Annotated in this window: 18 protein-coding genes; 8 read left to right on the top strand and 10 right to left on the bottom strand. The window is 52.2% G+C overall.

What is annotated here, in order from left to right:
• Window positions 1–465: 465 nt before the first annotated feature.
• Together BLS94_RS03215 and BLS94_RS03210 are read left to right on the top strand one after the other, a co-directional pair.
• Window positions 466–1,704, top strand: a complete 1,239-nt coding sequence (locus BLS94_RS03215) for an efflux RND transporter periplasmic adaptor subunit (RefSeq protein ID WP_090957734.1) — start codon at window positions 466–468, stop codon at window positions 1,702–1,704.
• Window positions 1,701–4,874, top strand: a complete 3,174-nt coding sequence (locus BLS94_RS03210; protein ID WP_090957733.1) for a multidrug efflux RND transporter permease subunit — start codon at window positions 1,701–1,703, stop codon at window positions 4,872–4,874. Before BLS94_RS03215 ends, BLS94_RS03210 begins: the two co-directional genes overlap by 4 nt.
• Window positions 4,875–4,953: 79 nt before the next feature.
• On the opposite strand, the gene BLS94_RS03205 is transcribed toward BLS94_RS03210, so the two are convergent.
• A complete protein-coding gene (locus BLS94_RS03205) occupies window positions 4,954–5,877 on the bottom strand; it encodes a LysR family transcriptional regulator (protein WP_090957732.1) in 924 nt (307 codons plus the stop codon).
• 143 nt (window positions 5,878–6,020) lie between these two features.
• Between BLS94_RS03205 and BLS94_RS03200 the strand changes: the two genes are divergently transcribed.
• From BLS94_RS03200 to asd, 5 genes are all read left to right on the top strand, one after another.
• Window positions 6,021–7,490 carry a ribulose-bisphosphate carboxylase large subunit gene (locus BLS94_RS03200; RefSeq protein WP_218124728.1) on the top strand — a complete coding sequence of 490 codons (1,470 nt, stop codon included), beginning with the start codon at window positions 6,021–6,023 and terminating at the stop codon, window positions 7,488–7,490.
• Window positions 7,491–7,515: 25 nt separating this feature from the next.
• The gene (locus BLS94_RS03195; RefSeq protein WP_090957730.1) at window positions 7,516–7,950 is read left to right on the top strand and encodes a ribulose bisphosphate carboxylase small subunit; all 435 of its coding nucleotides are present in this window, start codon (window positions 7,516–7,518) and stop codon (window positions 7,948–7,950) included.
• A gap of 234 nt (window positions 7,951–8,184) precedes the next feature.
• Entirely contained in the window at window positions 8,185–9,144 is a 960-nt protein-coding gene (gene cbbX, locus BLS94_RS03190; protein ID WP_090957746.1) for a CbbX protein, read from the top strand.
• Between the two features lie 427 nt (window positions 9,145–9,571).
• Complete coding sequence (locus BLS94_RS03185) at window positions 9,572–11,407, top strand: ABCB family ABC transporter ATP-binding protein/permease (RefSeq protein ID WP_090957729.1); 1,836 nt, start codon at window positions 9,572–9,574, stop codon at window positions 11,405–11,407.
• A gap of 389 nt (window positions 11,408–11,796) precedes the next feature.
• Window positions 11,797–12,666, top strand: coding sequence for an archaetidylserine decarboxylase (asd, locus tag BLS94_RS03180; protein ID WP_090957728.1), 870 nt, complete (start codon window positions 11,797–11,799; stop codon window positions 12,664–12,666).
• A 130-nt stretch (window positions 12,667–12,796) separates the two neighbouring features.
• Here the strand turns inward: asd and galU are convergent, their stop codons facing one another.
• The 8 genes from galU to BLS94_RS03140 form a co-directional block, all read right to left on the bottom strand.
• Complete coding sequence (galU, locus tag BLS94_RS03175; RefSeq protein WP_090957727.1) at window positions 12,797–13,837, bottom strand: UTP--glucose-1-phosphate uridylyltransferase GalU; 1,041 nt, start codon at window positions 13,835–13,837, stop codon at window positions 12,797–12,799.
• A 153-nt stretch (window positions 13,838–13,990) separates the two neighbouring features.
• Window positions 13,991–15,520 (bottom strand): cytochrome B6, encoded by a 1,530-nt coding sequence (locus BLS94_RS03170; protein ID WP_090957726.1) that lies wholly within the window; start codon window positions 15,518–15,520, stop codon window positions 13,991–13,993.
• 366 nt (window positions 15,521–15,886) lie between these two features.
• On the bottom strand, window positions 15,887–16,666 hold the full coding sequence (locus BLS94_RS03165) for a Crp/Fnr family transcriptional regulator (protein WP_090957725.1): 780 nt from the start codon (window positions 16,664–16,666) through the stop codon (window positions 15,887–15,889).
• A 364-nt stretch (window positions 16,667–17,030) separates the two neighbouring features.
• Window positions 17,031–17,438, bottom strand: coding sequence for a DUF4870 family protein (locus tag BLS94_RS03160; protein ID WP_072767208.1), 408 nt, complete (start codon window positions 17,436–17,438; stop codon window positions 17,031–17,033).
• A gap of 105 nt (window positions 17,439–17,543) precedes the next feature.
• Window positions 17,544–18,317: an MlaA family lipoprotein gene (locus BLS94_RS03155; protein ID WP_090957724.1), complete on the bottom strand. Its 774-nt coding sequence runs from the start codon at window positions 18,315–18,317 to the stop codon at window positions 17,544–17,546.
• Window positions 18,318–18,679: 362 nt separating this feature from the next.
• Entirely contained in the window at window positions 18,680–19,834 is a 1,155-nt protein-coding gene (locus BLS94_RS03150) for a cysteine desulfurase family protein (RefSeq protein ID WP_090957723.1), read from the bottom strand.
• A gap of 81 nt (window positions 19,835–19,915) precedes the next feature.
• Complete coding sequence (gene iscR, locus BLS94_RS03145) at window positions 19,916–20,386, bottom strand: Fe-S cluster assembly transcriptional regulator IscR (RefSeq protein ID WP_072767309.1); 471 nt, start codon at window positions 20,384–20,386, stop codon at window positions 19,916–19,918.
• 293 nt (window positions 20,387–20,679) lie between these two features.
• Entirely contained in the window at window positions 20,680–21,075 is a 396-nt protein-coding gene (locus BLS94_RS03140) for a hypothetical protein (protein WP_143021640.1), read from the bottom strand.
• Window positions 21,076–21,444: 369 nt separating this feature from the next.
• Between BLS94_RS03140 and BLS94_RS03135 the strand changes: the two genes are divergently transcribed.
• The gene (locus tag BLS94_RS03135) at window positions 21,445–21,762 is read left to right on the top strand and encodes an AI-2E family transporter (protein WP_176767773.1); all 318 of its coding nucleotides are present in this window, start codon (window positions 21,445–21,447) and stop codon (window positions 21,760–21,762) included.
• Window positions 21,763–21,912: 150 nt separating this feature from the next.
• Here BLS94_RS03135 and BLS94_RS03130 read toward each other — a convergent pair whose 3' ends face one another.
• Window positions 21,913–22,695 (bottom strand): RNA methyltransferase, encoded by a 783-nt coding sequence (locus BLS94_RS03130; RefSeq protein WP_090957720.1) that lies wholly within the window; start codon window positions 22,693–22,695, stop codon window positions 21,913–21,915.
• Between the last annotated feature and the right edge of the window lie 50 nt (window positions 22,696–22,745).

Below are 22,745 nucleotides of genomic sequence, written 5' to 3'. Positions count from 1 at the left end.
GCCAGCAATGTTACCTGTCCTTCAGTTCTTGACGTATTTTCTTTGTACCCGGTCTTTTTGCAAGACTTGCAAGGTTTGACGTTTAAGCACCGGCCAGACGTATCCTCATGTACCAGTACCCTTCGCAAGCTTCGCTACGTTTTTATATTGCTTCACTGGCCTGCTGCGGATCACTCATAATGGAAGAAGCAAGGAAGCGCTTAGTTTTTTAATTTGCTGGCAGTTCGTACTTCATAGCGAATTGCGGCTGAGGCGCGGCGGGAATCAAGAGCAGCAGGCGGAAACAATACGACATTCATAGCCCATGGCCTCCCGCTATGTGTCAGTCGTGGTCTCAACCGAAACCGCAATACGAATATCGATTATCGACTACCCAGAGCTGAATTTCCGGCAAAACCCAATCGCCGGTAATACGATCCCTGGGGAACCTGTCTTTTATCCGGGGCAACCCGAGAGCCGGGGCATATGAATCTGCTAACTCAGCGGTTAATAGAATTAGTCATCCGGGATGGAACCCTCGTTATTCGCATGAGCGTGGGATTACTCCTGATCCTCCTCGCCGCGTGCTCTGAGAAATCAGCGCCACCCTCAGCCCAGCCTGCCCCTGAAGTGGAAGTCATTACCGTAACCACACAAACGATTCCGGACGAGCCGGAGTTTATCGGACGAACAGAGGCCTTCCGCCCCGTGGAAATTCGGCCACAGGTTACCGGTATCATTCAAAAAATATTTTTTACCGAAGGCCGGAATATTCGCAAAGGTGAACAGTTATATCTCATTGACCCTGTTCCCTTTAAAGCTGTTTATCTCAGTGCCAACGCTCGCGTGGCCCAGGCTCAGGCGCGACTTGTCCAGGCGGAGCAGGATCTGGTCCGTGTGAGGCCCCTTCTTGAGGAACAGGCTGTCAGCAGAAAAAATGTCGACGATGCCGTGGCCGAGACGCTGGCGGCCAAAGCCGCGCTGGAAGCCGCGCGAAGCGACCTGGTGAAGGCGAAATTCGATATGGATAATACCCTGATCACGGCGCCGGTAAGCGGCCGAGTCGGCCGTAGCCAGTTCTACGAAGGGAGGCTGGTCTCCGCGCAGACAACCCTTCTTACGACTATCGATCAGTTGGACCCCATGTACGTCAACGTAAGCGTCCCGGAAAGCTATCTCCTGCGGCGGCGTCGCGATCTTGCCGAGCGCAGGATCGAGAGACCGGACATTTTTCAACTGCGGGGTGTGATGACCTTTTCGGACGGGAGCGTATATCCAGGAGAGGGCCTGCTTGATTTCGCCGATGTCAACCTGCGGTCCGAGACAGGGATGCTACAGACGCGGTTCACATTTCCTAATCCCGAAGGGGGCTTCGCGCCAGGGCAATCCTACTTTTATCCGGGGCAGTTCGTGAAGATTCGCCTCAAGGGGTATATCCGGCCCGATGCGATCCTCATCCCGCAACGAGCCGTTCAACAAATGCCTACCGGATCGTTTGTCTACGTGATCGGCGAGGGCGGCAAGGCGGAGCTTCGTCCGGTGCAAGCGAGCTTGTGGTATGAAAACGAGTGGTTGATCGACGATGGCCTTCAGCCAGGGGAACGGGTGGTGGTGGAGGGTTTTCATCGGGTTCGGCCAGGGGCTCAGGTGACCGCTGTCCCGTTCCAGAGTGGAAAGACTCACAATAGTCTTCCGGAGGAAAAACCCACGCAGAACGCACCATGAGCTCCCATTTTTTTATTGATCGTCCAATTTTTGCCTCGGTCCTGTCCATCATTATTGTGGTGCTGGGCCTGGTGTCTTTGCAAAAGCTGCCGATAGCGCAATTTCCGCAAATCACGCCACCTATGGTGCAGATCGATGCGGATTATCCCGGCGCAAGCGCGGAAGTTGTCGCAGAAGCCGTGGCGCGGCCGATCGAGGTACAGCTTCCCGGTATCGACAATCTCCTCTACTACGACTCCACCAGTACGAATGATGGGCACATGACGATGAGGCTCACGTTCGAGATTGGCACTGACGTGGATATCGCGCAGGTCCAGACCCAGAACAGGCAACGCCTTGCCGAACCCCAGTTGCCCGATGAAGTCATCCGCCAGGGTGTAACCGTAAAAAAGACGTCGCCGGATTTGCTGGCGGTCATCATGCTGACCTCGACCGATCCCAGGCATGAGACTGTTTTTCTCTCGAACTATGCCCTGCTTCGCGTTCTCGACAACGTCAAACGAATCCCGGGTGTCGGCGACGCCATCATCTTCGGTGCGCAAAATTATTCGATGCGGTTGATCCTCAATCCTGTCCGCATGGCTCAACTCGATATCACGCCGACCGAAGTTGCGGCCGTGGTTCGCGAGCAGAATCGGGATTTCCCAGCCGGGAGGATAGGCCGCGAACCCACGCCCAAAGGCACCGAACTCACCATTCCCGTCATTACACGTGGCCGAATGAGCGAGGTCAAGGAATTCGAAGATATGATCGTTCGAGCGTATCCGGACGGTTCCATGGTCCGGATGAGGGATATCGCGCGGGTGGAACTCGGTGCTCAATCGTATGACCTCGAAGGGCGATGGAACGGACAGCCCAATGCGTTCCTGCTGACCTTTCTTTCCCCGGGCGCCAATGCGCTCGAGACCGTCAAACACGTTCGCCAGGAAGTGGAAAAGCTGTCGAGAAGTTTCCCGGCAGGCGTGTCCTACGACATTCCATATGACACGACCACATTCATTGATGTCTCCATCAAGGAAGTGGTGAAAACCCTTATTGAAGCCACGCTGCTGGTCATCCTGGTCGTCTTTCTTTTTCTTCAGAGCTGGCGTGCGACGCTCATCCCGGCCGTCGCCGTCCCAATATCACTCATCGGAACGCTGGCCGGGATGGAAGCGCTGGGATTCTCGATCAACACGCTGACTCTCTTCGGCATGGTTCTGGCAATCGGTATCGTCGTGGATGATGCGATCGTCGTCGTGGAGAATGTAGAGCGACATATGACCAAGGGAGGCCTGTCACCCAGGGACGCAGCCAAAAAAGCCATGGATGAGGTAACGGGGCCAGTGGTTGCAATTGTCCTTGTGCTGGCTGCCGTCTTTGTTCCGGTCGCTTTTTTAGGCGGTATCACTGGCGAGCTGTATAAACAGTTTGCCATCACCATTGCCCTGTCTGTGGCGATTTCCGGGTTCGTGGCGCTAACGCTCAGCCCCGCGCTCTGCGCGCTGGTTCTCAAGCCGGGCCATGACTCGGCCAATAAGTTCTGGAATATTTTCAACCGGTCGTTTGACTGGCTCCAGAGTCGCTATGTTGGAACCGTGGGGATGATTCTGAAGCGATCCTTGATTGCCCTGGCCATCTTCGCAACGCTGGTAATCGTCATCCTCGGGCTGTTCAAAACCATTCCGGGCAGTTTCCTTCCGGAAGAAGATCAAGGCTATTTTATTACCATCGTCCAACTGCCGGAGGGTGCCTCCAAGACACGAACAATCGAAGTCTTGAAAAAGATAGAACGCTATTTCATGGCGAATCCGGCGGTCCATTCAACGGATGTCCTGGCGGGCCAGAATTTTGTGTTCGGCACGCGGGGCACGAATCAAGCAACGATGTTCGTTCCGCTGCAACATTGGGATACACGCACCAATCCCAGCGATCAGGTCCCGGGTCTTATTGCGGCGGCTTTCGGGGAATTTGCCAAAATTCCCGAAGCCTTGATTCTTGCATTTAATGCGCCCTCTATTCCGGGTCTTGGTTCCACGGGAGGTTTTTCGCTTCAATTGCAAGACCCCAGCGGTGGCGATTTTACGGAGTTCGCCGCTGTCGCTCAGGAGTTTGTAACCAAGGCGGTGGAAAATCCGGCGATCGCGGCTGCCAATACGAATTTTCGCGTGAGTACCCCGCGGTTGTATGCCCAGGTAGACCGCGAGCGGGCTAAAGCACTGGGCGTGCCCATTTCTGAGGTCTTCGATACCATGCAGGCTTATTTTGGAAATCTGTATGTAAACGATTTTGTGAAATTCGGTCGCGTCTACCGGGTGCAAACAGAGGCGCTACCGGAGTATCGTTCCCGCCCGGACGATATCAGCAAGGTATATGTGCGCGCCAAGAATGGGACGGAACATACCATGATCCCGCTGGACTCGGTCGTGTCCACCGAATTCAGCAGCGGCCCGGATCCGGTTACACATTTCAACGGATTCAATACCGCACTCGTGCTGGGCGGCGCCGCACCGGGATACAGCTCGGGGCAGGCGCTGGAAGCGCTGGAGCAAGCAGCAAATGAAATTCTGATACCTCGCGGCTATACAATCGACTGGAGCGGGATATCTTTTCAGGAGCAGAAGGCTGGAGGACAGTCCATCATGGTGTTTGCCTTCGCTCTGCTCATGGTCTTTCTGGTACTGGCTGCCTTGTACGAAAGCTGGTCTGTTCCCTTCGCAGTCATTCTTGCGATACCTTTCGGGGTTTTGGGCGCACTGCTGGCTATATGGACTCGTGGGTTAACGAATGACATCTATTTTCAAATCGGGTTGATAACGTTGATCGGTCTAACTGCAAAAAATGCAATCCTGATTGTTGAATTTGCAAACCAACGCTACACCGAGGGCGTGCCATTGGTCGATGCCGCGCTCGAAGCGGCACGGCTTCGTTTTCGGCCTATCATCATGACCTCCATGGCCTTCATCCTGGGTGTGTTTCCCCTTGTGGTTGCGTCCGGGGCAGGAGCGGCGAGCCGGAATTCCATCGGGACGGGCGTGTTCGGCGGTATGCTGGCTGCCACATTCCTGGCCATTTTCTTTGTACCGCTCTTTTTTGTCATGATCGGCAAGATCGCTCGGCGAAGCAAGCGACTAACAGCCGAGCCTCAGCAAATTCCGGCTGGTGATTTGTCTTCTGAAGAAAAACCATAGCGGCTATGTGAACAGCACAAATGTTGGCTGCCGGAATCAGCCGTCTCGGTCGTAACAAGGTGAATAACAGGAAGCTTCTTTAATTCTTTGCTCCTGTTATTCCCGGCATCAGCGCCGGTGCCTCCTTCAACAAAAATTCCCTGAATGCTTGCGCTACGCTTGAAAGCCGTTTGTTTTTTCGGTGTACCACATGCCAATGGCGAATGATTGGAAAATCCTGCACATCCAGAATCGAGAGACGCTTTGTCTCCAATTCCAGCTCGGCCGTATGCAACGACATGATGCCCAGCCCCATCCCCGCTTGTACTGCCTGCTTGATCGCCTCGCTGGTATCCGTTTCCATCCCCCGGTTAATGGCAATATGGTGCGCCGCAAAAAAACGTTCCATCGCACCGCGCGTGCCCGAACCGGGCTCACGCACGAGGAAAGTTTCCCGCTCCAGCCGTTTTACGGGAATACGGCGCATCTTGCATAAGGGGTGATTCGGGGGAGCAATGACCACCAATGGATTTTCCATAAAAGATTCGGTGACGATATCCAGATCATCCGGTGGCTGCCCCATGATGGCCATATCGACCAGGTTGTCGGATAATTGCTTCAAAACCGTTTCCCGGTTGGCGACATTCAGGCTGACGGTAACGCCGCTATAGCGCTGGCAAAACCTGGCGAGCAGGTGCGGGGCGAAATAATTGGCGGTGCTTACCACCGCGATATTCAATTTGCCTCGCTCCAGACCCTTCAATTCATCGAGCGCCAGCTCCATATCGGCCAGTTGCTGGGAGATTGCGCGGCTGTAATGATAAAGTTCGCGCCCCGCATCCGTCAGATAGATTTTCTTACCCATCTGTTCGAACAGCGGCAGACCGATACTTTGCTCCAACTGCTTGATCTGCATCGAAACCGCGGGTTGGGTCAGGAAGAGGCTTTCAGCCGCGCGCGAAAAACTCAGGTAGCTGGCAACGGACTCAAAAACCTTTAATTGCCTCAAAGTGAGATGTAGCATGGTCGTTTTGCCGGGGAAGATTTTGAGGAACCATATAAGATAAAGATTATCATAACAATCAAAACACGTGACTGTTGTTTATGATAATTCCGGTTACAATGCACCCTGTAGTACTTTTATCTACCCCTATGAGGAGAATCAACATGAGTGAAACGCTAACGGACAAGGAACGCTACAAATCCGGCGTACTGCCATACAAAAAAATGGGTTACTGGGATTCCGATTACGTACCCAAGGATACGGATATCATTGCCGTGTTTCGTATCACCCCTCAACCAGGGGTGGAGCATGAGGAAGCGGCCGCCGCTGTTGCCGGCGAATCTTCCACCGCAACCTGGACCGTGGTATGGACCGATCGGCTGACTGCCTGCGAGCTCTACCGTGCCAAGGCCTATCGCTCGGAGTTGGTGCCCAACACGGGCCCCGGTACCAAGAACGAGGCTCAGTACTTCGCCTATATTGCCTACGATCTGGATTTGTTTGAAGGCGGCTCCATTGCCAACCTGACCGCATCCATCATTGGCAACGTTTTCGGTTTTAAGGCCGTAAAAGCACTACGCCTGGAAGACATGCGCATTCCGGTTGCTTACCTGAAAACTTTCCAGGGTCCCGCTACCGGGATCGTGGTAGAGCGCGAACGCCTCGATAAATTTGGACGCCCATTGCTCGGCGCTACCACCAAACCAAAGCTGGGCCTGTCAGGACGTAATTATGGGCGGGTGGTATACGAAGGGCTCAAGGGTGGTCTCGACTTCATGAAAGACGACGAGAATATCAATTCGCAACCCTTTATGCACTGGCGCGACCGTTTTCTCTATTGTATGGAAGCCGTCAACAAGGCTTCCGCCGCAACCGGTGAAGTCAAGGGCCACTACTTGAACGTCACGGCGGGTACGATGGAAGAAATGTACGAGCGCGCCGAATTCGCCAAGTCGCTGGGCTCGGTCATCATCATGATCGATCTGGTGATCGGCTATACGGCTATCCAGTCAATGGCAAAATGGGCCCGCAAGAACGACATGATTCTGCACCTGCACCGCGCCGGCAACTCAACCTACTCGCGCCAGAAGAATCACGGCATGAATTTCCGCGTGATCTGCAAATGGATGCGTATGGCGGGCGTGGATCATATACATGCAGGTACGGTCGTTGGGAAGCTTGAGGGTGACCCACTCATGATCAAAGGCTTTTACGACACATTGCGCGACACGCATACTCCGAAGAGTCTCGAAACCGGCCTGTTCTTCGAGCAGGACTGGGCTTCTCTGAACAAGGTCATGCCGGTCGCTTCAGGCGGCATTCACGCGGGTCAGATGCACCAGTTGCTTGATTATCTCGGCGAAGACGTGATATTGCAGTTTGGCGGCGGAACGATCGGTCACCCGATGGGCATACAGGCCGGTGCTGTTGCCAATCGTGTTGCGCTGGAAGCGATGGTCATGGCGCGTAATGAAGGTCGCGATTACGTGAATGAAGGCCCCAAGATTCTCGAAGCCGCCGCCAAATGGTGCACGCCGCTCAAGCAAGCGCTGGATACCTGGAAAGACATCACCTTCAACTACGAATCCACTGATACTGCCGATTTTGTGCCGTCCACCACGGCCAGCGTTTAATCATATTCAAGGAGATATATAAACCATGATGACCAATGTAGGAAATCTCGTCACGCAGGGGCAGTTTTCTTTCCTGCCCCCATTGACGGACAAACAAATCTCGGCGCAAATTAAATATGCGCTGAAGAACAATTGGGCAATCGGCATTGAATATACCGATGACCCGCATCCACGCAACACTTATTGGGAGATGTTCGGTAATCCGATGTTCGATCTGAAGGATCCTGCCGGCATATTGGGCGAGATCAATGACTGCCGTAAAACCTATCCGAATCATTACATACGGGTAACGGCATTCAACTCCACTCGTGGGGTGGAGAGCCCGACCATGTCGTACATCGTCAACCGTCCCAAAACCGAACCGGGCTTTGGCGTGGTCCGTCAGGAAACGGAAGGCCGCAGCATTCGCTACACCATTCATTCCTACGCAACCGACAAACCGGAAGCCGAGCGGTATTAATCAGGATCTCCCCTATCCCTTTTGACGGATAAGGGGCTGATTGGAGGCAGGAAACGAATGGGTAGCCAACAGCGCTCAATCGACTTCTGCCTCTTCCCTGGTTGCTCTTAGCACTACCCTGATTTAAATTAGTAGCAAGGCGGCACACGCCACACCTAGGGTGTCTGGCGGGCGCGAATAACTTTATAATTTACCCCGTACAAGCTTTGTATGGCTATTTTGTATGGATCAAACGTGAAAAAACCTTCAAAAGAACCCATTTCTTCGGATGATGATAACCCGGTTGATCTGGCTGCGGAATTTCGCGACTCCAACATCAAGGAGGTGTTAGACAAGCTGGACCTCGAGTTGATCGGCCTTAAGCCGGTTAAAACGCGTATTCGCGAAACAGCTGCACTGTTGCTTGTCGATCGCCTGCGCAAAAAACTGGATCTGACCGCCGGGGCACCCAGCCTGCACATGTGTTTCACCGGTAACCCCGGTACCGGGAAGACAACCGTGGCGTTACGCATGTCCGAAATCCTGCACCGCCTGGGATATGTGCGTGAAGGGCATCTTGTCTCGGTCACACGTGATGACCTGGTGGGTCAATATATCGGCCACACTGCACCTAAAACCAAAGAGGTATTGAAGAAAGCAATGGGCGGCGTCCTGTTCATTGACGAAGCCTACTATCTTTATAAACCCGAGAATGAACGCGACTACGGTGCCGAATCGATAGAGATTCTGTTACAGGCCATGGAGAACAACCGTGACGACCTGGTTGTAATACTGGCAGGTTACAAAGACCGGATGGATAAATTTTTCCATAGCAACCCGGGCATGCGTTCGCGCATAGCGCATCATATCGACTTCCCGGACTATGGCGCCGATGAGTTGGTCGCCATCGCCAAGCTCATGCTGGCTGCGCAAAACTACCGCTTCAGTCCAGAGGGCGAGAAAGCTTTTCGCGAATATATCGGGCTAAGAATGAAGCTGGAGCATTTTGCAAATGCCCGTTCCGTTCGCAATGCGCTTGATCGAGCGCGTCTGCGCCAAGCCAATCGCCTGTTCGCCGGGGCGAAGAAAAACCTTTCGCGAATAGATCTGATGACTATCGAAGCTGAAGACATCCGCGCAAGCCGGGTGTTCAAGGAAGGCGCGGTGGATCTGGATGGCGATGAGGGAGCGAATGAGATACCGTCAATCGGTTGATCTGGTATATCAATTCATAATAAAACGACACTGAAATTATCAAAGCGTGACATGAGGGCGCCCACTCGGGCGCCTTTTTTTTGCATAGCGGAACGACATGCCTGCGGGGTCATCTGCCACGTCATTAGCGACAGCACCACGTTATACTTATTCTACCATCCTAAATCCGGTAGTTGACCGCTCATTTAATAGGTCAGTGTTATGATTAATAACAAATATTTCATATTATTTGACACTCACCTTCTAGGTGAGGCCGCTACAGGGGGAATTGCACAGTTTTTGCGGCACATGGCTGCGTTGCAACTTCTTGGAATGGAACGACCATTCCGCGTCGTTGCGCCTTGCCCTGCACCCCAAAAACAGTACACTTCACCCCGTCCAACTACCGGATTTAGGATCATTTGACATTCATCCGAAAAAATAACTGATGCGCCCCACCCGTCTGGAAAAACCATCCGCCAATCGCAACGATTGGCAGACCATTCGTTCCTTGCTGCCCTATCTGTGGGAATTCAAAGGCCGGGTAATCACGGCATTGACGCTGCTGATCATGGCCAAGCTCGCCAACGTGTCCGTGCCGCTAATTCTCAAAGAAATCATAGACGCGCTTGATCGTCCGCGCGCGCTGATGGTTCTGCCGGCTCTACTGCTCCTGGCCTACGGCATCTTGCGCCTGTGCAGCACACTGTTCGGTGAGCTGCGGGATGCCGTATTCGCCAAGGTGACACAACGGGCTATTCGGCGGGTAGCTATCAGGGTGTTCAATCACTTGCATGCATTGTCCCTGCGTTTTCACCTGGAGCGTCAAACAGGTGGTGTCTCCCGCGACATCGAGCGCGGCACGCGAGGTATTTCGTTTCTGCTTAACTTCATGCTGTTCAACATTCTGCCTACGTTGCTCGAAATCGGTTTAGTAGCCGCTATTCTTCTCTCAAGGTACGACATCTGGTTCTCCGTGGTTATTTTTGCAACGCTGGCTGCTTATATTGCACTCACGCTGATCGTTACCGAGTGGCGCATGATCTTTCGTCGCACCATGAACGACATGGATTCGAAAGCCAATACTCAAGCCATAGACAGTTTGCTGAACTATGAAACGGTTAAATATTTCGGCAATGAGTCATGGGAGGCGCGGCGCTACGACGAGCATATGCAAAAATGGGAGACTGCGGCCGTGCGTAACCAGACTTCTCTGGCCGCGCTTAATTCCGGACAAAGTGCCATAATCGCGGTTGGTGTAACCTTGCTGCTGTGGTTGGCGGCGGATGGCGTCATCAAGGGCACGATGTCGTTGGGCGACCTGGTACTGGTCAACACCTTTATGCTCCAGCTATATATGCCTCTGCATTTTCTGGGATTCGTTTATCGCGAAATCAAGCATTCCCTGGCGGATATGGAAAAAATGTTCAGCTTATTGGCGGAGAATGAGGAGATAAAAGACAAATCAGGCGCAGCCAATCTCATTCCCGGATATTCGGCGGTTCGCTTTGAGGAAGTGAATTTTAGCTATGAGTCCAATCGCCAGATTCTGTTTAACGTGACCTTCGATATACCGGCTGGTCGTAATGTAGCAGTGGTCGGGCATAGCGGATCCGGCAAGTCGACGCTGGCCCGCCTGCTGTTCCGTTTCTACGACATCGACAGCGGTCGTATTTTGATAAACAACCAGGATATCCGCGATGTCACTCAGCAAAGCCTGCGTGCGGCGGTGGGTATCGTACCTCAGGACACCGTCCTGTTCAATGACAGTATTTATTACAATATTGCATACGGGCGCCCTGATGCAACTCGTGAAGAAGTACTCGAAGCTGCCAGGCTGGCACACATCCACGACTTCATCGAAAGCCTTCCGGGAAAATATGAAACTACCGTAGGAGAACGAGGATTAAAACTTTCTGGTGGAGAAAAGCAGCGTGTCGCTATCGCGCGCGCAATTCTGAAAAATCCCAAAATTATTATTTTCGATGAGGCCACTTCGGCACTTGATTCAAAATCGGAAAAAGCCATCCAGGCAGAGTTAAAGCGCATTGCCGTGAATCGGACTACGCTGACCATTGCGCATCGATTGTCCACTATCGCGGATGCCGACCAGATTCTGGTCATGGACAAAGGCAGTATTATCGAACGTGGCACCCACTGGGAGCTACTTGCAGCAAATGGTACTTATGCCCATATGTGGGAACTTCAGCAGCAGGAAGAACAAACGAGACAACTGCTGGATGGCCCCAAAGCGCAAGCGGATACCATCGCAGGCCCGGGGTAAATTTTCCATTAACCATCATTTCCATCATTTGCTATTATTCAGAATAAACGCCACTATTCGCGAACCCGGATAACGTTGAAGCGCCCTCTACAAAATCAGAAAAACCAGCGCGGCCCCACCCCTACTACTGGAAAAAATGCGACGCGCCTGAAAAGCTTCTCCCATTAAGCATTATGCAAGTCATCTATTGTAATTGTTGTAAATGACTTGCATTGCAAGGTCATGTGGAATCCGGTTGGAATTTTTTATGGCCTTCCCGTGTCAAAAAAGTTGAGCGGTCAAAATAATCTTGATCCATAGAGCACAAACGGATTCTGTAGGGAGTTTTAGCAAGACTTAATGTGGCCAACCTAATATAATTACCGTTCGGCTTCCAAAGGTACCTCAAAGTGTCCAAGGCGTCTTTTTCGGTTCTTCCGCAATATCTGCTACCCAAGCAGGCAATTACCGTATTTGCCGGAAAGGTTGCAAGTGCCCGTGCGGGTCGCCTGACGGCATTTTTGATTCGCTGGTTCATCAAGCGCTACGATGTGAATATGGAAGAAACAGTTAATCCTGATATTCACAGCTACAAGACCTTTAATGATTTTTTTACTCGTGCGTTACTACCAGGGAAGCGGCCTCTGGCTCAAGCGGACTTTATTTGTCCAGTCGACGGCAGTATAAGCCAGCTAGGCGTTATTCGCGGTGATCAAATATTTCAGGCCAAGGGGCATAATTATTCTACAACCGCGTTGGTAGGCGGCGATAGCGAGTTGGCTGAGAAATTTCGCGGGGGCAAGTTTGCCACGCTGTATCTGAGCCCTAAGGATTACCATCGGGTGCATATGCCTTGCGATGGTCGATTGACCCGTATGATATATGTCCCAGGCGTATTGTTCTCGGTAAATCCCCTCACAGCCCGCGGTATTCCAAGCCTGTTTGCCCGTAACGAACGTGTGGTGTGTGTATTTGAGTCGGAGCATGGCCCATTTGTGCTAGCGCTGGTAGGCGCCACCATCGTTGGAAGTATTGCCACGACCTGGCATGGGGTCGTAAATCCTAAACGCTCTGGGCGTGTTCGCGAGTGGCGATACGATTCGCAAAACCTGATGCTCAGAAAAGGCGACGAAATGGGCCGTTTTCAGCTAGGCTCAACGGTGGTGATGTTATTTCCCAAAAATACAATGCAATTTAATTCGCTTTGGGGGCCCATGCGAACCATCCGTTTCGGCGAAATGATGGCCATAGGAACCAGTGACAACAATCGGGATGTGTAGTCAACCGGGTTCGATGAGATGGGCCCGCTTTCTTGAACCCCCACTGTTATTGAAAGTCCCCAAACAAACTGCATCTGAAGCGCGTCCCTCCCCCAACTCAGCACGGACTCATAAGCTTGCTCCAGATTGTTCAGGCCGAGGCACTCTTTAACAGCGCTGGACGAGTGTCAGTCCTGTCGATAGCGAGATTCGATGGATAGGAATGCTCGGACGCGAGCTCACGCCCTACCTCCAGCAGCACTTCCCGAAATTGCCTGCCTACCTCGGGATGCTGCAAGCCATACGCTACCGTGGCCTGCAAAAAACCTATCTTGCTACCGCAATCATAATGCTTGCCCTGGTAACGGTAACTCATCACAGGTTCCAGTTTGAGAAGTCGCGCGATTCCGTCCGTAAGCTGGATTTCCCCCCCTATCCCCGGTTCCAGGTTTGCGAGGCATTCAAAAATGGTGGGCGAGAGAATATAACGACCTACAATTGCCAAGTTAGATGGGGCAGCATCGGGAGAAGGCTTCTCCACCAAGCTTCGAATTTTCATGGTACGGCTTTCGGCATCCTCCCCGAAAGTATCCACAATCCCATAATGACGGGTGTCTTCGTGGGGTACCGACCGGACAGCCACGAGGCTACTAAGGGCTTGCTCGTACTGGGAAATCATCTGTGCCAATACAGGAGGCTGGGCATCGATCAGATCGTCCGGAAGCAACACAGCAAAAGGCTCATTTCCAATTTGATGTCGCGCACATAAAATCGCGTGCCCCAGCCCCCTGGGCTCTTCCTGGCGCACAAAAGTGAAACGGACCCCGTTAGGTGTGAGTTGCCGCAGCATTTTCAACGAGGCATGTTTCTCTTGTGAGGCCAGTTCGTTTTCCAGTTCCACCGCGCGATGGAGGTGGTCTTCAATAGACCGTTTGCTGCGATGGGTCACAAAAACGATCTCTTCGATACCCGCCGCCGCTGCTTCATCCACAGCGTATTGAATCAATGGCCGATCTACAATGGGCAACATTTCCTTAGCCACCGCCTTGGTTGCAGGCAAAAAACGCGTGCCGAGCCCGGCCACGGGAAATACAGCTTTTCGCACCAGTTTTGTCGATTTACGAATAGATGCGCCATTGAGCGACACAACTTCTTTTCGGTTTGGGGTTGCGGTTGCGGCGGAAATGCTCATGAGTCCTCTCCTGATTATTTCGTCATCTTTACATCAATCATTTATATTCCAGCCATAAAAATTCCAAGGATGGGTTCCACTGAGTTTTAGTCAATACAAGTTTCATTCAATACAAATGAGTTTTTCTCTTTCGCCAAAATTGCAAAGCGTAAACTATAGTTGGCGCATATAAGCGACAAGATCGGATTTCTCTTCATCTGTCAGTTTGAGCTGCAATACGAGATTGAAAAATTCAACGGTATCTTCGAGGGTTAGCAAACGCCCATCATGCAGATAAGGCGGGCTATCCTTGATGCCCCGCAAAGTGAAAGTCTTTATTGGCCCGTCTCCCGGCTCTTGCAGGAAGCGTTCGAGTTTCAGGTCGTGCATTTGCTGATCAAGAAAAGCGGGCGGCTGGTGACAGCTCGCACATTGGCCTTTCCCGAAAAAAACCTTTTCACCACGAAGTTCATGCGTGGTTGCTTTAGATGGATCGAGCCGGCCTTGCGTGTCGAGTTTTGGCGCAGGGGGAAAGTCCAGCATATTCTGAAGCTGCGCCATATGGCTCACATGAATTCGATCGAGAACCGGGAATCCCTTTTTCATGGCATGAATCGGGTCACCATTGAAATAAGCGGTACGAAACTCGAACTCGGTGAAATCCTCCACCGAGCGCAAGCTGCGTTTGGACCCGTGGATTTGCTGATTGAACATCCCACGCAAGCTTACCGTATCCAGTCGAAAACGCCTTTCCTGGGTCCTGATATCCGGGCTTAGATGAAATTGCCCCGTGGTATGTCCGTTCACGTGACAGTCAAAGCAAGTGACGCCCAAGCTGGGCTGTGCGCTTTTACGGTCATCAGTTGGATTAAATTCTTCCTGGGGAAGAGGGGTGAGCAAAATCTGAAGGCCGTTAAGCTGTACGGGGGTCAGAATGTCTTTGAAGAGGCGATAAAAGTTATTGATCGATACGACTTCCCCGCGAGAAACGTCCCCTAGTTCGGGCCGGTTTTGAAGAAAAATGGCGGGGGGAAATTCCGGAAGAAATGCTTCTGGCAAATCATGCTCGACGTCAAACCGCTCCAGTCGTGGAAACATGTCGATTTGAGCCTGCGTGAAGACTTGTCCCCCTGGAGATTGTTTCGGGTGAGGTAAGGCCGGGTACGGAAACATATTTTTTACCCGTATTTCGGGCGGAGACATGTCGGCCAATTTTTGCCAAGTCATTCCTGCCGGCAGGCGAGCCGTAGGGCCAACAGCCAGAGGCTTGCCGCGAGACATTTTCGCTTCCCTATCAAGCCGGGGCGTTAAATCGTATCGCCGCAGGAGAAGTTCCCGCTGTGTTTTCATGATTTTGGGGCGAGCGGCCACATCGGCTTTCATGGTTTCCTCGAAAGTCTGCATCGGCTTTTTCGCGTTCAAGGGATCACGATAAAAATCGAATCCCAATGTCTTTCCCTTGTCGGGCTGGTTTTCAAAAGCGGGCGAAGAAGGCATCGCATTCGTGGCGGCAAACTCGCTGGAACGGTCGTGCTCATTCTTCTGCTGTTCGGGCCGGGTACTGCGTGTTTCGCGCGCAGTCTGAGCGCGGACAACAGCATCCTGCGATTGCCGATCCTCCGCGCGGTTATCGTAATCGTTCTGGCCGAAAGCACTTCCCGTGGTCAATCCTAAGCTGAACACCAGAAAACCCAGTCTTCTCATGATAGATCTCCATTCTGATTGCGGAAAGAGTACCAACTCTTCATGACCATTTTTGGATATCCCACACGTTCAATCAGTAACGTAAATATTCCCACGCTTGAGGTAGCAGGTCTGTGCGAAACCGCACACTAGCAGCCTGTCGAACTTGAAGAATCGCGGCGAAAAAGTGACTGGGTGAAGGCAGATTTTTTCTATTGGTCGAAAAGCAGTGAAATATGAACCACCCAGACGCTTTTGCAGCCGATTTCCTTTAAGTCCAACAGGCTGCTAGGAATTGAGCATTTTCTCCTTGGACACACGCTCGACCGGGGACGCCTTGTTTCCTTTCTCCACAGCGAGACTGTCATGCCAGGGCAGATTTGTAACCTACTCGATTGACTGGAAGAACCGCTTGAACTGTTTCTCAGGAGACCGTCCAAAACGGGAGGCAGACGATAGATAAGTCTCCAGCAACCGCTCATACTCTTCTTTTACGATCTTATAGTTCTCGCCCGCGCTGGCTTCCAGTTGTTTGCGGTCTGCTATCGCGATGTGGCCTCGTCTGCAATGAATCGCTCCCGCCATATGAAGTTTGTTCGCTGCTACCGTTACGCTTTCCCGCCGTACTCCCAACATAATCCCAGCCTGTTCATGCGTTATGTGAAGTTCAGTGCCCGAGAGGCGGTCCAGGCTCATCAGCAGAAAGTAGGCAAGCTGCTGATCGACAGTATGATATCGATTTGAAACCGCTATCTGTTCCGTCTGGATCATCAGCGCATGCGCAAAACGCAAGAGAAGATGTCGTAGCTCGGTCCCCGCCTCGAATTCGCTTTTTAATATACCTGCCTTGATCCGATAGGCTTCGCCTGTGCTCTGCACTATTACCCGTGCGCGACTGCGCTCGCCGCCAAAAAGAACAGAGATATCTGCCAAACCCTCGTTGCCTATGATCCCAATCTGCGTGCACGCGCCGTTTTCCGTCTCATACAGTCGTGTGACGATGCACGTGGTCGGAAAATATAGATACTTTATGGGGAGCCCAAGCTCGTAAATCACGTACCCCGCAGGCATCGGTACCAGCTCAAGGAGAGGTAACAGGTGTGTGTAACCCGCAAGAGAAAGTGCTGCCAGCATTCTGTTCTGCTTGGGGCTTTGAGGCGCAGGCATAATAAATCCCAGTATTGGTTGTCGTATCAAAAGAATACGTCTCGCAATTCCTAGCCGAGAGTATGATTTAGCCGCGATGTATTGCCGCTTTTGGGCTGGTTTCGGGATACCATCCCCGCTATTGAAAGCTCAGATTGGTAAAATGTTAATGCCCGAGAACAGGTGGCTCTGTACGGCGACACACATAGGCACAAGGCCTCGATGGATCAAATCAGTGGAAGAAAGCTCGGGGTGACCATGATGGCAGTAAAACCATCAATGGATGGAATAGGCGAGAGTAGAGCATCCTACCCCAGCCGTATAACCCGAATTGAGGACGTGCAGCAGACCTGGGGGAAATGCTTTGATCCGATGGGGTGCCGGTTCAGAGCGGCATGGACCTGCCCTCATTAAGAGCCATCCAGCCGCGCCTGACGCGGTAGATGACCCAGATACCCGTGCCTACCGCGAGTATGTATGCAAAAGTGATACCGATGACTGTCGCAAAAGGCATTGCCGCCATAACCAACCAGGGCAAGGCATACCAGAACGTCCGTATTTGCCAGCGGAAATGGGAATCAAGATAAGTGTGGCGTACTTCTTTACGCTTCAAATAGTTAAGGATCACAGCGATAATTGAAGGCCAGCCGCTGAGAAATGTCGTAATGATAAGCGCCGGCCCTAGAATACCCATCAGGACGCTGAAACCATGCAGTAAATAAATGATGTGCGTAAGACGGACGAGGTCTGCCGGAGGGACGGTGGGCACGACTCGTGAGCCGACTTCACTCATGTTTCGAATATCCCCCTCTGAGCGAATAATTGCGCAACACCCAACCTGGAAGATGAGGTGTTTGCGATACCGTAGCGCAAACACCTCTGGACACCTGCAGAGCTACTATAATTTATCCGTAGATCGATCCTCGACGGGTTGATCGTAAGCTTCGGGTGGGGGTTCTCCGTCGTAAATCACGTGCTTGCGCTGCTGCAGGTAGGCATCGCGCACAAAGAGATAAGGCTCCAGCGCTGCCTGGTCACGGATGCGCATGGGGCCAGCCAGCCTCGCTCGCTTGTCAACGGCGCCGATAAAGCCAAGCGGCACCGTGACGGGCGCACCGATTACGAAAATACCTGTCCAGAAGAGAACGTTGGTGAGGGCGGTGACAGGAATGCCGGATATGTCGCGGTTGCTGCTGGGGCCAAGCAAAGGAACAAACAGATAAGTTTTTGCATCAACACCCCATACTCCCAACGTTTGCCCGAAGTCCTCGTCGTGCTGCGCCAAACCCATAGGTGAAGCCATATCGAAGAGCCCAGCGCCGCCAATGGTTGAATTGACAGCAAAACGAAGGGTGTCCCGAAACCCCTGGCGTACCTTGCCTTGCAGGAAGTCATTCAGAATGACATTTGGATACTGGAGGTTGTCGAAAAAATTTCCGACGGAGCGCTGTGCACGATTGGGTACGTAATCGATATAGAAATCGGCAATCGGCTCCATGATCTTCCGGTCAACCACATCGGTGAACGTATAGAACTTGCGGTTGATTTTTTCATAAGGATCGACCGGATCGAACGATTCTGTTCTTTGGTCATTTGGTCGCGTGGTAGCGCAACCCGAAAGCAGCGCTACGCATATCAACAACAGGAGGGAAGTAGAATAATTATGTCTCACGATAAGTAATAAGTGAAATGACACGGTTGATTAGAACTTATGAGAATCAGTGAGGCATCGATTCCCTCTGGATGAAATTAGAGTATAACCATAAATTGTCAGATAACGGACAAGATTATTCAATTATTCCGGGAAGACAGTATTCCCCCGCTTAACGCTTCCTGGCGCCTCCTGGCAAGACGAAGGCATATCATCAATCATCGTTTCGACTGATAGCGACCGGTAGCTATCGCCGACCCATTCCGCAGTCGTAAAACCATGATACATGTAGCCCCCAGGAGAGATCGGTATTCAAGACGAACGCCGTGATCCGTACTCGACCATAAATTCCACCAGGAGCTCATCCGTGATCAAGGTGGTGCTCAAATCGAGGCCATGTTCATTTGCTTTAATTCCTGAACAACGCTACTTAAGGCCTTAAGAAAATTCTCCACCTGTGCCGTTGAATTGCCATCGCCCAAGCTTACACGTACCGCACAGCGCGCCAAATCGGATTCCACCCCCATCGCTTCCAGGACATGGCTTCTGCCGGGGTTTACACTGGAGCAAGCCGCTCCGCTTGCTACTGCGAAACCTGCCTTGTCGAGGCGCACGACCAGCGTGTCGCCTTCAATGTCGGGCAATGCGAAATAGCAGGTATTGGGCAAACGCGACGCACCTAACCCAAAAATAACAGCGCCCATCTCAACCAACCCTTGCTCCAGTCGGGCGCGTAACGCCGAAATATGCGCCGTCCTTTCCGCTATCCGTGCCTTGACTAATCCGCAGGCGACGCCGAGCCCCACAATGGCCGGAACATTTTCAGTACCGGAGCGCAATCCGTTCTCATGACCTCCCCCATAGATAAGGGGCTTGAGCAATAACCGTTTATCGATAATCAGCGCTGCCGCACCCTTGGGTCCATAAATCTTGTGCCCGGATAATGTCAGCGCATGCACATTGAGCGAAGCAAAATCCACAGGAATTTTGCCGAATGCCTGTACGGCGTCGGTATGAACCCAGGCGCCGCATGACCGTGCTTTCTCGGCAATCGCCGCCACATCCTGGATAACGCCGGTTTCGTTGTTCGCCAGCATTACCGATACCAGACTGGGGTGTCGGTCCGGCAAGGCGTTGTCCAGATCCGCCATATCTACGCGCCCGAGATTATCTACCGTCAATCGATGCAAATTCCAGCCATACGGGTTCCGGACCAATGCCTGAGCGGATCGCATCACACAGGGATGCTCGACCGCGCTCACGGCAATTCGCGCCGGCTTCAGATAACCTGCCGCCCCGTGGATAAACAGATTATTCGCTTCCGACCCGCCGCTGGTGAAAATAACCTGCGCCGGTTGCACGCCTACTGAATCCGCGACCCGCTCGCGCGCCTGGTTCACCGCGTGGCGGGCTGTTATGCCTTTCGCATGGCGACTGGAAGGGTTGCCGTACTCTTTTTGAAAATATGGCAGCATTGCATCCAGCACTGCCTCATCAACCGCTGTCGTGGCGTTATGATCGAAATAAGCGTAAGTCACTTTTTCCGCTCCCGGCAATTACCGATTTTTGTGCACATCCCGTCTGGATCGAATTCTACCTTTGTTGATATGAGCCACCACTCAAGCCAGAACCGTTCCATGAGATTTCTTGCATGCTCTCATGTCTTGCAGTACAGCAATGTCCTTCACCTTTGGATTTGCCACGAGTTGATCCAGCGTAACCAATGCCAGGTAATCCCGTATCCTGCCATTAAGAGTGGCCCACAAGTCGTGGGTCATACATCGCTGGTCGTTGTGGCAATTTTCCTTGCCTCCGCATTGCGTCGCATCGATCGGCTCATCCACGGCAAAAATGATGTCTACCACGGACACCTCGTTCATCGGTTTTGTCAAGCGATAGCCGCCGCCCGGTCCGCGCACGCTACCCACCAGCTTATTACGACGCAGCTTTCCAAATAATTGCTCCAGATAGGACAACGAAATTTTCTGCCGTTCGCTGATACCCGCTAACGTAACCGGACCCTCCGCACTGTGCAACGCAAGATCAATCATCGCGGTTACCGCAAAACGCCCCTTAGTCGTTAATCGCATTTTTTCGCTCCAATTGGATTTATACCAGGTTAACATCTGCTGAAGTTATCGGCTTAATACCCGACAACGTTAGTCAAGTATATGAATCCCCTCCATCCCGGTCAACTATTTTGTTCAGCTAATTTGAATCAAATTTGACGGTTGTCAACTTTTCTCCGCTTTACCGGCCCAATAACCTCTGGACCTCTGGTTTGTTCTCGCGGAGGTGCGGCGGCTAAATCGGCCCCGTTATAGCGTCTATAGCGTTTATAGCGGCTGACGACACTCACCAGGATTCTACTGGGTCATATTTGCTAGTTCCGGGGGACCAGGCCATATTTTCCGGACGAAACGTGGCTAATGACATTAGAGCTAATCAATTCGTCACGTGTTGGATACCACATATCCTGTGGCACGGTCTGCACGATACGTTGCACGAATGCATCCGGTAAACCGGCGGATTTGTAGACATCCTGCATGTCCCGCGTTATCGTTCTCTGCGCGTCGAGGTCGAGCCCTGTCACCCCTGGGGCGGCCTCGAGAATGTTTATTATTTTCATTGCCGAGCCCTCTCGCAAGATGCCGCTGACGATCATGGATTGCCCGTTCGGCGAGACCTCTACGTGAATATCTCCTATAGGATCACTGCCAATCGCAATAAGACCGTATTCTTTTACCTGTGGGATGGTATTGACAAGATTAGCCGACATGCCGACGAATCCAAGCACAACTATTGCTCTCGCCGTGTTTGCCCAGCCGGAAGCTCCACCTTTCTCCACGTGATGGCCGGCGGAACGCTAAACTCCGACCATGGACCAAAACCATGCCGCGGCTGAGAAAAGCAAGGTACTCAAGCTTGCAAATGACACGATGCGTAAGCCTGCATTGCTGTTGACAATCGCAGCGACAGCGGCAAATAGAATTATCGTCAGGACGCCTACCAGGATAATTGCATTGATCCAGTAAGAAACAGGTAGCGATAGATTCCTCCGCCAATGACGCAGATTGGGTGACCGGGGCGCAGATTTTATGCTGGCGCAATCTGCACTGCTGATCACATTTGCGGCACAAGCCCGGTAGTGTTGCTGCTCACCTATTTTTTTGCTCGTATCCGACATGCATTTCCGACGCAAACTGTTGCAAATGGCGGGCCGTCGCTATCGCGAAAGAAAGATGTATTGCGAATACTCGAGGAGGTGGATGTGCAGGCCCAGCACTATTTCCTGATCATGCTGACATCAAATGCTGTGGTTGCGCTCCTAACCTGGCTCGCGTTCGAAATGCTCGGGCTCGACCATGCAAGCGTATGGGGCGTTGCCGCAGGAATATTACATTTCATTTCTTATCCAGGAACGGTCACTATCGCGCTCGCCAGCGGGATATCCGGCTTCCTGTAGTTTGGCTCAATCCCGAGCACTCGCTATAGCCGCACTATCCGCTCTTATTTCAGGCTTGGTCGAACTGCTGTTCATCATGGCTGCAAGGGTGACTCGCTCGCGTAAACATGGCAATTTTTTGGATTTGGGCAAATCAAATGACCACAGATTCTAATCCAGATGTCCTGGAGAGGCGGTCGAGCCGTTGGAAGAAATGGGCTGATGCGCTGCCTGTACCTGTTTTTCGCAGGCGCCAAGCATACCGCGCAAAATATTTACTTCTTCCTTTTCCAGGCGGGCACGGGCAAACATCCGTCGGATCCGCTGCATCAACCGTTTTGGTTCCTGCGGATCTAGAAAACCGCTATTGATCGCGACCCGCTCCAGGTGATGGTAAAGTAATTCAATTTCCTCGAAGCCTGCTGGCACGCCAACCGTTGGTAAAGGCTCGATTGATGGCAGCGCCATGCGTAATTCATACGCCATCAATTGCACAGCGCTAGCGAGATTAAGGGAAGAATATTCGGGATTTGCGGGAATATGCAGAATAATTTGACACTTACTCACTTCCGACGTAGTGAGACCGGACATTTCCGTACCAAAAACCAGTGCTACCGGATTTTGTCGCGCATGACCGAGTAACTCCAGCGCGCCGCCGCGAGCATCAAAGATTTCATGCGAAAGATCACGGTGGCGTGCAGTAATGGCCGCTGCCAGAACCGTGCCGCTCAGAGCCTCGTCAAGATTCCGGCAAACCTTGGCATTGTTGAGCACGCTCCAGGCACCGGCGGCACGTCTTTCCGCTTCCTTGTCGGGAAACGACTTTGGATTCACCAGGTAAAGCGAATCCAGCCCCATCGTTTTCATCGCTCTCGCCGCCGCGCCGATATTGCCGGGATGACTGGTATGGCTTAACACCACGCGAACATTATCCAGCGGATCGTCAGGATTCATATCGAGTCTAAATCAAGTAATGGGTGGTTCATTCGGTTTAGTGCTGAGCA

Origin of the sequence: Nitrosospira sp. Nsp18 (genome assembly GCF_900103145.1) — a bacterium.
Taxonomy (GTDB): domain Bacteria; phylum Pseudomonadota; class Gammaproteobacteria; order Burkholderiales; family Nitrosomonadaceae; genus Nitrosospira.
The sequence above is the reverse complement of the archived record's forward strand: the minus strand, read 5'-3'. Positions and strand labels throughout refer to the sequence as shown.

What these genes read in the sequence shown, in the direction of transcription:
- BLS94_RS03215 (WP_090957734.1), top strand. Translation starts at nt 466, where the DNA reads ATGAATCTGCTAACTCAGCGGTTAATAGAATTAGTCATCCGGGATGGA.
- BLS94_RS03210 (WP_090957733.1), top strand. Translation starts at nt 1,701, where the DNA reads ATGAGCTCCCATTTTTTTATTGATCGTCCAATTTTTGCCTCGGTCCTG.
- BLS94_RS03205 (WP_090957732.1), bottom strand. Translation starts at nt 5,877, where the DNA reads ATGCTACATCTCACTTTGAGGCAATTAAAGGTTTTTGAGTCCGTTGCC.
- BLS94_RS03200 (WP_218124728.1), top strand. Translation starts at nt 6,021, where the DNA reads ATGAGTGAAACGCTAACGGACAAGGAACGCTACAAATCCGGCGTACTG.
- BLS94_RS03195 (WP_090957730.1), top strand. Translation starts at nt 7,516, where the DNA reads ATGATGACCAATGTAGGAAATCTCGTCACGCAGGGGCAGTTTTCTTTC.
- BLS94_RS03185 (WP_090957729.1), top strand. Translation starts at nt 9,572, where the DNA reads ATGCGCCCCACCCGTCTGGAAAAACCATCCGCCAATCGCAACGATTGG.
- galU (WP_090957727.1), bottom strand. Translation starts at nt 13,837, where the DNA reads ATGAGCATTTCCGCCGCAACCGCAACCCCAAACCGAAAAGAAGTTGTG.
- BLS94_RS03170 (WP_090957726.1), bottom strand. Translation starts at nt 15,520, where the DNA reads ATGAGAAGACTGGGTTTTCTGGTGTTCAGCTTAGGATTGACCACGGGA.
- BLS94_RS03165 (WP_090957725.1), bottom strand. Translation starts at nt 16,666, where the DNA reads ATGCCTGCGCCTCAAAGCCCCAAGCAGAACAGAATGCTGGCAGCACTT.
- BLS94_RS03160 (WP_072767208.1), bottom strand. Translation starts at nt 17,438, where the DNA reads ATGAGTGAAGTCGGCTCACGAGTCGTGCCCACCGTCCCTCCGGCAGAC.
- iscR (WP_072767309.1), bottom strand. Translation starts at nt 20,386, where the DNA reads ATGCGATTAACGACTAAGGGGCGTTTTGCGGTAACCGCGATGATTGAT.
- BLS94_RS03140 (WP_143021640.1), bottom strand. Translation starts at nt 21,075, where the DNA reads ATGTCGGCTAATCTTGTCAATACCATCCCACAGGTAAAAGAATACGGT.
- BLS94_RS03130 (WP_090957720.1), bottom strand. Translation starts at nt 22,695, where the DNA reads ATGAATCCTGACGATCCGCTGGATAATGTTCGCGTGGTGTTAAGCCAT.